The sequence below is a fragment of the Sporolactobacillus nakayamae genome (genome assembly GCF_900113325.1).
In the GTDB taxonomy this organism is placed as follows: Bacteria; Bacillota; Bacilli; order Bacillales; family Sporolactobacillaceae; genus Sporolactobacillus; species Sporolactobacillus nakayamae.
The window spans coordinates 1-12590 of the sequence record NZ_FOOY01000042.1 but is presented as its reverse complement, the minus strand read 5'-3'; the positions used below and the strand labels follow the sequence as shown (position 1 = coordinate 12590).

Annotated in this window: 12 protein-coding genes and 1 pseudogene; all 13 read left to right on the top strand. The window is 42.4% G+C overall.

The window, feature by feature from the left end; all coding sequences use genetic code 11:
• Window positions 1-330: pseudogene (locus tag BM003_RS17185) on the top strand (IS4 family transposase); the annotation flags it as partial.
• A gap of 79 nt (window positions 331-409) precedes the next feature.
• Window positions 410-754, top strand: a complete 345-nt coding sequence (locus BM003_RS17180; RefSeq protein ID WP_143128494.1) for a hypothetical protein — start codon at window positions 410-412, stop codon at window positions 752-754.
• A 185-nt stretch (window positions 755-939) separates the two neighbouring features.
• Window positions 940-1080 carry a transposase gene (locus tag BM003_RS18315; protein ID WP_425441065.1) on the top strand — a complete coding sequence of 47 codons (141 nt, stop codon included), beginning with the start codon at window positions 940-942 and terminating at the stop codon, window positions 1078-1080.
• Between the two features lie 10 nt (window positions 1081-1090).
• A complete protein-coding gene (locus BM003_RS18310) occupies window positions 1091-1279 on the top strand; it encodes a transposase (protein WP_425441064.1) in 189 nt (62 codons plus the stop codon).
• Between the two features lie 1061 nt (window positions 1280-2340).
• Entirely contained in the window at window positions 2341-2544 is a 204-nt protein-coding gene (locus tag BM003_RS17790) for a hypothetical protein (RefSeq protein WP_177184860.1), read from the top strand.
• The gene (locus tag BM003_RS17160) at window positions 2514-2792 is read left to right on the top strand and encodes a hypothetical protein (protein ID WP_093674844.1); all 279 of its coding nucleotides are present in this window, start codon (window positions 2514-2516) and stop codon (window positions 2790-2792) included. Before BM003_RS17790 ends, BM003_RS17160 begins: the two co-directional genes overlap by 31 nt.
• 402 nt (window positions 2793-3194) lie before the next feature.
• Complete coding sequence (locus BM003_RS17155) at window positions 3195-5576, top strand: glycosyltransferase family 39 protein (protein WP_093674843.1); 2382 nt, start codon at window positions 3195-3197, stop codon at window positions 5574-5576.
• A 107-nt stretch (window positions 5577-5683) separates the two neighbouring features.
• Complete coding sequence (locus BM003_RS17150) at window positions 5684-6376, top strand: response regulator transcription factor (RefSeq protein WP_093674842.1); 693 nt, start codon at window positions 5684-5686, stop codon at window positions 6374-6376.
• Window positions 6354-8552, top strand: coding sequence for a sensor histidine kinase (locus tag BM003_RS17145; RefSeq protein ID WP_093674841.1), 2199 nt, complete (start codon window positions 6354-6356; stop codon window positions 8550-8552). The genes BM003_RS17150 and BM003_RS17145 overlap by 23 nt, the downstream gene beginning before the upstream one ends.
• 130 nt (window positions 8553-8682) lie before the next feature.
• Window positions 8683-10407: an Rqc2 family fibronectin-binding protein gene (locus tag BM003_RS17140; RefSeq protein ID WP_093674840.1), complete on the top strand. Its 1725-nt coding sequence runs from the start codon at window positions 8683-8685 to the stop codon at window positions 10405-10407.
• Window positions 10408-10496: 89 nt separating this feature from the next.
• On the top strand, window positions 10497-11384 hold the full coding sequence (locus tag BM003_RS17135; protein ID WP_093674839.1) for a YicC/YloC family endoribonuclease: 888 nt from the start codon (window positions 10497-10499) through the stop codon (window positions 11382-11384).
• 37 nt (window positions 11385-11421) lie between these two features.
• Window positions 11422-12045, top strand: a complete 624-nt coding sequence (gene gmk / locus BM003_RS17130) for a guanylate kinase (RefSeq protein ID WP_093674838.1) — start codon at window positions 11422-11424, stop codon at window positions 12043-12045.
• Window positions 12045-12239 (top strand): DNA-directed RNA polymerase subunit omega, encoded by a 195-nt coding sequence (rpoZ, locus tag BM003_RS17125; RefSeq protein ID WP_093674848.1) that lies wholly within the window; start codon window positions 12045-12047, stop codon window positions 12237-12239. Before gmk ends, rpoZ begins: the two co-directional genes overlap by 1 nt.
• Window positions 12240-12590: the final 351 nt, after the last annotated feature.

Genomic DNA, 12590 nt, shown 5'->3' with positions numbered 1-12590 from the left:
AAGCTTCAAAAAGAGTTCCAGGGCAGATCGTACGATCTGCTGATTAGCCACACAACCATTGTCTTTACAAGGTTTATTCTCCTGTCTTGGCAAAACCGTTGCAGTACAGATAATCGAACCCTTGGTGGTATGTTTTATGAACTCTGTGACGAAATGAATGAACTGGATTGGGCTGTAGCACTGACGCAGCTCATGGATATTCTTCATGACGCCCTAACAAAAACAAAAAAATCAATCAAAAGATGGGTTACTTGTCAACTGACACAATGGATTGAGAGCTTACCCAACTATATCAAGGTTTATCTGCCCAAATTAGGGTGCGAAAGTTGAGTCACCGTAAGTTATATTTTTATTTATTTTAATTTACTGTTTAAGGGAAAATTGATCAAAAATCAGTGTGAAACTTTGCATGAGTAGCGAAATTTTTTCTGATGCAAAATCAAATATAAAAAAATATTTGACCCCATTACATAAATCCAGGTTGGAGAGAGTAAATTTGAAAAAAGGAACAGTCATAATAATAACTTTACTGCTCGTTTTTACAGGATGCGCCGTAGACCAAGGGCAGAAAAATAATGAGGAACTATTGCGATATACTAATGAATCTGGAAAAATTAGCTCGATTTACAGTAAAGAAAAGAGTGACAAAATAAAACGTGCCTTTGGTCATACAAAATGGAATCAAAAAAAGTTCAATAATCAAAGTGGCTATTATTCTGTTTTGAAAAGGACGGAAAAAAACAAAGAAAAGTAAATTATCGTATTTGGATTGATGCTGATCCCAATGATATAACTAAGGACGTTGCTAAAATTTTCAATCCAAAAAATGGAGAATACGGATACCTTAATTCAAAGTACACGGAAGAAATTAAATCAATATTTAAATGGTAATGGTAAATCATGTCTTAATCTGTATGATGCAGATAGATTGTTTTTTGAATTTATAGAGGGATCACGATTCTGCAAGGAAGCGCAGGTAAAGAGCATATTCACCTGCTGATTTCCTGTCCACTAAGTCTGGCTCCGAATAAAGTGATGCAGTATCTGAAAGGACGTTCATCCAGATTATTACAAGGATGAATTTTCAGAGTTGAAAAAGCGATACTGGGGCCAGCATTTATGGCCCAAAGGCTATTTTTGTGCAACGGTAGGAAGCGTGACAGACGAAACATTCGTAATTATATTGCGAACCAGTCAAATAATGTCAGGGACGACATGTTCAAGATTAATGACTGAGTTCAGTCAGAATTGGAGGAGTATTAACGAATGTTCAGAATGAACTTTTCATTGAAGAGGAGGCAATGTATGTTTACTATCTTATTATACACTCTACTATTGACGACCTTTATAATCCGTACGCCACAATTCAATACACCCCTTAAAAAATATTTAAATTTAACTTTAATATTGGGTACAATTGTGGTGGTTTGTATCAATGCCGCAACTGGTTCAAAAGTTCCGGATATCATTATGTACGCTATCTTATTCATAGGCTTTCTACCAACATTGTTGAAGCTTGGTGAGCGAAAGTATAAATAGCATTTGGGTTGAATAAAATGGATCCCATTGTCGGCAGTGAAAATTCGCTACAGGTTCTGCAGTAAGAACTATTAGCCAATAGTAGAATTCTTTTGAACGATTATTTTTAAAGTCAGTAAATGCTTTCATAAATTGTAATAAGCGGAATAATAATTTGCTTGGGAGGTCATCATGGTGTATTTCTTTTTCATCACGTTGCTGTTAATATCTTTTTCTGTCCTGCCGCTATTTAAAGAAAATAAATTTTTGAAATATGGATATTTATTTCTGTTATTATCCCTTAATTTTTTGGTGACTTATAACAACAATCGTTATAACATCCATATCCCGGATCAATGGATGTATTTAATGATTTTAGCCGTCTTCTCACCGGTATTATACAAGCTGATATTAAAGAAGATTAAGGAATAATCTTCTCTGTATTGTTACTTGATTGAAAAAAGGTATGTGGATTATGTCGCTACCAAATACATAGGATGAACGCCCCCGAACGGGATTGTGCGTGACCCCGCACGAAAAAATGCGGGCTTTTTCATAAAAAATGCGGTTTCTCCAGCGAAAAGATGATTTACAATAAAGGAAAAGTAGATGGTTGGGGTTAATGGTAAAGCACGTAAGGCGATGTGTCATGTATTTTTTTGTTGGTAGTTTATATGCCCTATTTCGGTCAACGTACAGAGAACGGATAAAACTCCAATTCTCGAGAACATGCAGTGTCAAAACGCATAGGACCCCCAAAAATCATCCGCTTGCTTTATATCAATTCGATGACATAGATTGAGCGAAAGGAAGAAGGAGTGAATGCGGAATGAAACACTGGCTGATTTACGTGACAGCGGTTATGCCCTGGATTATTACGGGCTTTTTGCTTTGTTTTTTGGCACTCATTGTTGCTGCTTGCATGAGACATTCGCAAAAACGATGAATCGTTGGATTCAGCAGCTCAATAGTTTACATAGAAAGGTGGCGGAACTATGTCAAAGAAGAAAAGCGCGTGGTATTTGAGACCCAAACCACTTTTATTTTTCTGTTTGATCACACCGCCTATTGGCTATCTGCTTGTCGTTTTCAATCTGGATCGATTCAAGAACGAAGAACGAATGAGCTATTTAACGTTGGCGACGATCACCGCATCTTTATGGGTATTGAGATTTTTGCCTAGAACCGTCGGCATTTATGTGTGGAGCGCAATTTTGGCGGCCATTCTTGCAGGCGAAGCGATCCACTTCTTAAATAAGCGCAAACATAAGTAATAAAGAAGTGCGTTCTTTATTTTGTTTTTGATGTTTTCTTCCGCTTTTCCAACACTCAGCAGAAACCAAAAAATTCAAGGGTCGATGCCTAATTGCATCACCCCCTGAACAACAGCTCTCCCATTCAACAATACGCCTTCTCAAATTAATCGCCTTCTCATTATAAAATGTAACAATCAACTAGATTATCTACTGTTTATGGAACAATAGAAATTTATGTTTAATAAAAACTTCATATTTTTCACTAGGAGCGCTTAAGAACCAGCAGATAAAATCTAAGAAGGTCAGATAAGTGAAAGAACCGTTTTAACAATTGTTGTTCTTTGTTATGACGAGGAGGAAGTTCTTGAAGAAACGATCCATTGACTGAATGCTGCTCTGAGCAATGCATGCCGAAAAGGATTGGCTTCTTCAGAACAAGTAATTGGAAATTTTCTCATTAAGTACAATGAAGGTTTTGATATCGTGTATGGTGTTCGAGACGGAAGGACATTGATCATTCTTTCGATCTGGGCACTTGGGGAAATTCAACAAAAAATGTCCATGCTACGTGATCGAAGAAAAAAGCCTGCATGCACCAAAATTGAGCAGCACTCCTATTTAAATGGTTTGTTAGGATGTGATTGTTTGTTTCGAAGAATACTTCTATCAGGATTCACCTATGTTTTTGTGGCATTTTTTTCTTTTGTGTTGGTTACTGCTTTAGGCTACCCGTTTATTTTCAAAGGCAGCGATACACCGATCCTGATTAGTTCACTTGTTTTTTTTACACTGATTACCATTCTTTTTTTTCTTGCTGTAAATCGTTTCTTTCAGGATATGCCTGATCGGATAATGGATCGCGTGTCATGGATTATTTTTCTGGTGATTGGCGTTATCGAAGGTATACTCATTTTTGTTTTTCATTCCATCCTGCCTCCATTGATTGACGGCGGCCACACCTATGTGGAAGCTCTATACCTGCTCAAACATGGTCATGCTTCTGACAACAGCTATTTCGCGATTTATCCGAATAATATTCCGAGTACTTTGCTCAGATATGCGTTGTATAAAACGGCATCGCTGTTTCACTATGCCAATTACATGGTTATTGATCGTGTTTTTTGCTCTGCTGCTTTAAATAGTGGGATTTATTTTGCTTGGAAATTGTTGAGGCGAAAATCCGGAGCAAGATCCGGGACTCTATTCATGCTGACGGCCTTGACCTGTTTTCCTTTATTTTTATATACGCTGTATTTTTACACGGATACGGCAGCGATCCTGTTCCCCTCACTGATGCTGTATCTTTGGTACTTATATGAAAAGTCTAAGAAAAATCGATATATAGTGCTTCTCGGTCTCGCACTTGCTGTCGGCATTCAGCTTCGCATGAATTTGATTTTGTTTCTTCCGGCACTTGCGATTTATATGTGTTTCACACTTAAATGGAAAAAAATAGTAATGAGTCTAGGCATTATCTTAATAATCCTTTTCGTCGGGAATTTCATCATGAAAGGTATCGAAACCCAGCTAGGTTATAAGAATGATCCGGCACTTGCTATGCCCACCATTCATTGGATGATGATGGGACTATCTCCTGAAGGGCGCTACTCGAAGGCGGATTTTAATTGGACGTTGGAGCATTCTGATCAGGCGGCAAAAAGAAAAGCAGACAGCGCACGGATCGCAGAACGAATAAAAGAAAACGGTCCATTCGGTTTAATGCGCATTTGGGCAGTCAAAACATTCCGAACATGGGGTATGGGTGCGCATGGCTATTATTGGTATACGGAGTTCAACATGCAACCCACAAGAGACTATCACTATCTGTTCGGTGATCAGCGGCAGATGGTGGTGTGGATTATTCAAGTTTTTTACATTGCCAATCTTGTTTTTTTGATTTTTTCTGCAGTCCGCTATTTCCGAATGAAAAAGGTGGATCTGCGTTTGTTGATTCTGATTTGTCTGTTCGGCAATGTTCTATTTTATACATTCGTTTGGGAGGCTGAGCCTCGTTATAGTTTACTCTTCACACCTTTTATTCTGATCGGCAGTGTTTTTGGACTGCAAGATGCGTCTCGCCTAGTACGCGCTCGTGCTTTTGCTTCCGAACGAATACCAATGGTTTTATTTCTTATCGTGGTGCTGCTGATCGGCGGGATTGCCGGTGCTCACACGATGACAGAAAAGCGGGTGGCGCATCCTATTGTTGCGGCAGATCAGCCCTTTTCAGGAGGAAAAGAGAACGCCATTATTGACAAAGAGAGGTCAATCACCCAAACATTCCAACCGATGGCGCCATACCGTCATCTGGCTGTGCGCGTCTTTTCTCATCATGGTTCCGGCATCTACCGTATGAGGCTTGCCAATCGGAATACGGGTCAAATGATTGCATCCCGAGACTTCATTTGCGGAAAGATGAAACCGGGTCAAAACCTCAATTTCAATTTAAATCAAATGGTTCATCCGAAACAAGGCGCAATGCACCAGATCAGCTTTACTCAGGTTGAAGGGCAATCAGATTCTCGTCTGATCCTTGCGGCAAACGGAAAAGTGTTTGAGCAGCGCGACGCGTATCCTGATGGCCGCATGTTCGAAGGCGGAAATTCAGCCGGCAAAATGGATTTGGCGTTCACCGTGGACAGAGTTCGGTACAAACCCTATTTGAGTTCTTCTGTTTATTGGCTGCTCATTCTTATTCCTACTACGATGCTCAGCTTCTACGGTTACGTCATTCTGCGGGGCTCGGAACAAAAAATAAGACAAATTGATCGGAACGGACGGCTTCCATCCCAGTATCACTGATATTCGATCCAGCCTTCTTAAGAAATCCTTCATTTTTTCCAGTTGTATTTATTAAGAAGCGCCCTTTACAATAAGTAAAGTAAGCTGATGTGCGGGGAGAGTAAACGATGGAAGAGTATAACGTATTAGTTGTTGACGATGATAAAGAAATTCGTGATGTCATAGGCATTTACTTAAAAAATGAAGGGATTCATGTGCTGAAAGCAGAGGATGGACTAGAGGCGATCGAAGTGTTGCGCTGTCACACGGTACATCTTATTTTGCTTGATATTATGATGCCGCGTATGGATGGTATTCAGACAACGTTCAAGATTCGTGAACAGAAAAACATCCCGATTATCATGATTAGTGCTAAAACCGAGGACATGGATAAAATCCTTGGTTTGCAAGTTGGCGCGGATGATTATGTGACGAAACCATTCAATCCGCTCGAGCTCGTGGCACGTGTGAAGTCACAGCTGCGAAGGTATGTGACACTTGGTACATATGAGAAGAAAAATGAAGTGATCGATCTGAACGGGCTTGTTCTGGAACAGGCCGAGAAACGCGTTTCTGTGAACGGCGAACCCGTTCGCCTAACGCCGATTGAGTACCGAATTGTCGATTTATTGATGCGCAACGCCGGTCGTGTTTTCTCGATTCATGAAATCTATGAACGTGTCTGGGAAGAACCAAGCTATAACGCAGAGAATACGGTCGCCGTACATATTCGTAAAATCAGAGAAAAAATCGAAATTGATCCGAAAAATCCAAGATACTTGAAGGTGGTGTGGGGCATTGGCTACAAAATTGAAAAATAAAAAAGCGGGATATCTGTTCACTTGGCTGATGATACTCGGTCTCTCGTTGCTCCTGCTTGTGATCACGGTCTACAGGCCGATGATGTTTAGCGCTTTTGAGAATTTCAGTGGTTTTAAAAGTACTTATTATCAATTCAGATATGAATTAGCGATGACGAAACTCAGTCATCCATCATCAAGCCAGGTGCGTAAGCTCCCCATCACCAAGGATGATATTCACGAGTTTCGTTATCGTTATGGCGATCTGCCTAAGCAATTATCGAACGTCCACAGTCAGTTCTCAGATGTGATCGCAAAAGCGGAGAAAGCAGAAGATAAAAAGGCCGCATCCTATTATAAAAAAGAGCGAGACAAGAAGATTCGTGCGATCGAGAAAAACTTTAAGAGTGATGCCCATGTGGCCAGGCAGATCCGCGAAGAACGTGTAGCACTGATGAAAAAGTTTCAGAATACCTCACTTTCAAATGAACAAGGGAGTTTTAATCAGCTAGCAAAAGTCTTTAAGTATCGCTTTGTGAATAAGAAAACCGGCGAAGTTTTTACAAATGTGACGGATGTTCAGGGAAAAGAAAAGCAGCCGGGAAAACGCTTTGAAAAAAGTTTTAAAAACTTTTCGCCCGATGATTACTTGAGCAGTGGAGATAAACGGATTACCCGAATTTTGACACTTTGGGGTGCTCAATACTCCGGAAAAATTTATATTAATCGGGATGCCCCGATGGATCAATTGGATGTGTATTCGAATTATCGTGCCTATGTTCACAGTAAGTTCATTGGCTTTGTACTGCTTGCCTTGGCACTGACCATGATTGGTTATGCATCGTTTCTCCTTAGGAAACATAGGGTATTTTCGCTTGTCGGCTTCCAAAAAATAAGCCGGTTGTATCACCGTATTCCAATTGAGCTGCGATTGATGGTTCTTGCACTCGAACTGGTTATCTTTTTGACTGTTATTATCAGTGTCGGTGTCAGCTCGACAAGCTATGTTTACCCCGTGTTTGGAAGCCTAGGAAACTTGAGTAATTTTACTTTTTACAATTTTGGTATTCTAGGTGCGGTGACAACGGTCCTTTTCCAGATTCAATGGCTCTTGAAGATGATACGTGATCCGGAGCAGCGTTCGCAATGCCGGAAGGGGAGCATCATCGCGCAAACTGGAGAGATTATTAACGGCTTTTTCATTGCACCCTTTACCGGTCTGAAAGTTTTGTTTATCGTTGCCGCTATCTTTTTCCTTGGCATGTCGGCTCCACTTTTTTCTATGAGTGGCAGCGTTGTCGCAGCATTCTTATTTTTGATTTTTACTGCACTGCCTCTGCTTTGGTTGGCGTTGAAACGTGCTACACAGTTTAATCGTGTCTTTAATCAAGCGAGCGCCTTGGCTGCCGGAGAGGAAGAGCCGGATCTGCCCGTGCAAGGAAGGGGCAGTATAAGCCGATTGTCTCAATCCTTGAATACATTGAAGCATGGCGTAAAATCATCGCGAAACGCGCAATTGAAAAGTGAACGACTAAAGACGGAGCTTATTACCAATGTAAGTCACGATCTGCGCACGCCGCTGACGTCAATTATTACTTATAACGATTTGTTAAGAAAGTCGGATGTGAGCGATGCGGAACGGCAGGACTACTTGGCCATCATTGATCGAAAAGCGAAGCGTTTAAAGCGGCTGATTGATGATTTATTTGACGCTTCAAAAATGGCAAGCGGCGCAATTGAATTACACAAAACAAAGGTTAATTTGACTGAATTGCTGACTCAGGCACTCGCTGAATATGATGAAGCGATTCAACAATCAAAGCTTAGTTTTCGTATTAAGACGCCGAATGAAGAGATACCGGTTATTGTCGACGGTCAGAAACTATGGCGCGTTTTTGATAATATGATTGGAAATATTATTAAGTATTCATTAGAAGGGACACGTGTGTACATCACGCTTGAGGTAAAAAATGGCGAGGCAATGGCGACGTTCAAGAATATCACCAAATATGAGCTCGGAGACAATGTCGATGAACTATTCGAACGCTTTAAGCGCGGCGATGCGTCACGCCATACGGAAGGCTCAGGGCTTGGATTAGCGATTGCTAAGTCGATTATCGATCTTCACGACGGCGTATTTGAAATCGATCTGGACGGTGATTTATTTAAAGTTGTGATCAAACTTCCCATTGCGTAGTCAATCACGAAAGGAATCGGCTTCTCCTTGACGCGAGCATGTGGCCAGTGAGACAATAGAATCCGGTATTTAATTGGAAGTAAAAAGCGAGCAGATCATGCCCGCTTTTTTTGGAAATGAGGAATTTGCCATGTCTTACGACGGTATTGTCACCCATGCCGCGGTTCAAAGTCTGCAAGATTTTGTCGGCGGCCGGGTTGCGAAAATATATCAGCCGACACCTACTGATCTCATTTTTCACCTGCGCGCACGCGGCGTACGCGGGAAATTGCTGATTTCTATAAATGCGGCGTTTGCGCGCATGCATTTGACGGAACAGTCGGAGGGAAACCCGCAAGAGCCGCCAATGTTCTGTATGCTCTTGCGAAAGCATCTTGAAGGAAGCGTGATTGAACGGATCGAGCAAGTAGGTTTTGAACGCATTGTGCACCTTGACCTCCGTTCGCGTAATGAGCTTGGCGATGTAAATGAAAAACAACTGATTATTGAACTCATGGGTCGGCACAGCAATGTAATTTTGACAGATAAAGAAAGTGGTCGGATTATTGACTGCATGAAGCACTTGACACCGGCTGTCAATCGTTTCCGTACGGTTCTACCCGGAGAAACCTATGTTTCCCCGCCTGATCAGGGCAAGCTCAATCCGCTTGAAATGACAGTCCAGGATTTAACGAGCCGGATTGAATGGAACGCAGGGAAGATTGATCGGCAGATTGTTGGTATTGTCAGCGGCTTTTCCCCTCAAATCGGCGCTGAGATTGTCCACCGAGCAGGACTTCCGCACCAAAATGCGATTGCGGCTGCTTTTTGTGAGATTCAGTCTGAAATTCGCAGTCATGATTATCAGCCGATGATCGTTTTTAACGAAAAAGGCAAGGACGATTTTCACGTCTTGCGTCTCACACATGAATCAGGGAAAACAGAGACATTTGCCAATGTCCATCAGATGCTTGATCGGTTCTACGCGGTTAAATCACAAACCGATGCGGTACGGCAGAAAGCCGGAGATCTCAGCCATTTTATCAGTCTTGAATTAAAGAAAAACAAAATGAAACTAAAGAAGCTTGCGAAAACGCTTCAGGACGCGGAAGACGCGGACAAATACCGTTTGTACGGCGAATTGTTAACGGCGAGTATGCACGCATTCAAACGTGGCGATCAGCATGTGGATGTGGTTAATTATTATGATCCGGATCAGAAGCACGTGACAATAAGTCTTAATCCGAACCGGACACCTTCTGAGAATGCGCAGGCATACTTTAAAAAATACACGAAAGCGAAGACGGCAAAACGGGTTGTGGCGGAACAAGTGGTGCAAACGAAAAATGAGGTCGCTTATTTTGAGGGCTTAACGCAACAAGTCGAATCCGCTTCACTGAAAGATATTGAAGAAATTCGCGAGGAGCTTGTTGAGGGCGGTTATTTAAGAAAAAAACGGTCGAACAAGGCAAAAAAGAAGAATAAGACTGTGATCGACAAATACTACGCCTCAGACGGAACCCTCATTCTCGTCGGGAAAAACAATAAACAAAATGATTATTTGACCACGAAAGAGGCTGCGCGCGATGAGATTTGGCTGCATACAAAGAACATTCCAGGGTCTCATGTGGTCATTCGATCCCAAGATCCGAGCGAAAAGATTTTAATGGAAGCGGCAAATCTTGCGGCTTTTTACAGCAAATCGCGAATGGGAAGCGGAGTTCCTGTCGACTACACCAAAGTGAGGTATGTGAAAAAACCGAGTGGTGCCAAGCCTGGCTTTGTGATTTATACCGATCAGAAGACGCTCTATGTGACGCCGGATGAGTCGCAAGTACTCAAGTCACGGGAACAACCAAAATCAGAGACAAGATAGATTTATGCTGTTGATCAATGATTTAATTTTCACGGGCACTTGCTTCATCTCCGCAAAATTGTATAAAATGGTAAGGTGGAAGTGATCGGATGATTAAGAGTATGACCGGCTTTGGATTGAGTGAGAAAAGTGCTGGAGACGCACATGTTCGTGTTGAGTTGAAATCAGTCAATCACCGCTTCTTCGATTTTTCGTTCAATGGACCGAAACCATTAATCTATCTTGAGGACCGGATACGAAAAGTAATTCATTCTTTTGTAAAAAGAGGATCGCTTACCTTGTATTTATCCGTTGAAGGCAGCGAGGCGATTGCTCCTAAGGTTGAGACGAACTGGTCGATTATTGACCAGTACATGAGTGTCGCTAAGGAAATTCAGAAACGAAGCGGAACCGAGAAGACAGACGTGAATGTCATTCTTCAGCTTCCGGGCGTCTTCACGCTGCGTGATGCGGACAACCTTTCTGCGAAAACAGTTGAGCCGTTGGTGCTTGAAACAGTGCGCCGTGCCTGCGAGCAATTGATTTCCATGCGCGAAAAAGAAGGCGAAGCGCTTCGAACGGATCTTTCGGAGAAAGTTGAACGTATTCGACGGGCGGTTGATGGTCTTGAGGTGTTTTTACCTGCGGTTCGTGACCAATATGAAAAGAAGCTGCGCACATCCGTCTCCGATTTTCTCAATCGCTATCAATCGATTGACGAAGATCGTTTAATGACTGAGATTGCTGTGTTTGTAAATAAGACAGCAGTTGATGAAGAACTGACTCGGATGAAAAGCCACTTGAATCAATGCGTTGGTTTATTAAGCGAAGATGTCGATGTTCCGGTGGGACGACAGTTAGATTTTCTCATTCAAGAAATGAATCGTGAAGTGAATACGATCGGCTCGAAGGGCAATCATGCTGAAGTAAGCCGTTTTGTCGTATCGTTAAAGAATGAGATTGAAAAATTGCGCGAACAAGTGCAAAATGTAGAATAAATGGACTGATCGATGTGTACCAGTTGGGGGCAAAGTGATGGGCTTTAAAGAAAAAGGGCTGCTGGTGGTTCTTTCCGGACCTTCCGGGGTCGGCAAAGGGACTGTGTGCAAGGCGCTTCGCAAGCGCGGCACGCGATTGAACTATTCGATTTCGGCAACAACGCGAAAGCCGAGAGAAGGCGAAATCGACGGCGTTCACTATTTTTTCAAGACGCGCGATCAATTTCAGCAGATGATCGAACAAGATAAATTGCTTGAATGGGCGGAATATGTCGGCAACTGTTACGGTACGCCTGTTGACTATGTTCGGGAGACCATTGAATCCGGCAAAGACGTGATCTTGGAAATTGAAGTGCAAGGTGCTCTTCAAGTGAAACAGAGGTTCCCGGAAGCACTGTTTATTTTTCTTGCACCGCCGAATTTGACGGAGCTGAAAAATCGAATTGTCGGTCGCGGAACAGAAACGGCCGAACTGATTGAAAGCCGCATGACGGTGGCAAAATCAGAAATGGAATTAATGCAGAATTATAATTATGTGGTTGAAAACGATCAAGTTGAGAAAGCCTGTGATCGGATTGAAGCAATTGTGCTCGCCGAACATTGCAGAGTTGACCGGCTGATTGAAAAATATATAAATAGTGAAGGGATTGACGGAAAATGATGATTTACCCGTCTATTGATAACTTGCTTGAGAAAGTTAATTCTACGTATACGCTAGTAACGCTTTCCGCGAAACGCGCGCGTCTGCTGCAGGATGGTTCCGCACATCTAATGGTTGAGCATCCTCGTTCGGTTAAAGAAGTAGGTCAGGCATTAGAAGAAATCAATGCCGGACTGCTTAATTATAAACATTAATGCGCACGCATGCGCGGCAAGGCAACAACCTTAATATAGGTTGTTGCCTTTTACGTGCGCCCGGCATGGACGACAGCTAGGCGGTGAAAGTCCGCTACAGGCTTGGCAGTAGGAACTGTTAGCCAAAGGCAAGGGTGTCCATCGTGAGGTGGAATCTGAAGGAAGCCGGAGGCAAACTTCTGGGCTGATGAACAAGAACTGCATACTAAGGCTGAATAGAGACGGATAAGCCTGCGTAACAAGGTGAAGTCCAATACTGCCCGAATCTCAAACAGTATATGCAGCAGCCACATGGAAGGAAAGCGGTCGTTCTTACCCGGGGAGGTCTTACAAGGGTTCCCGACAAGAGGG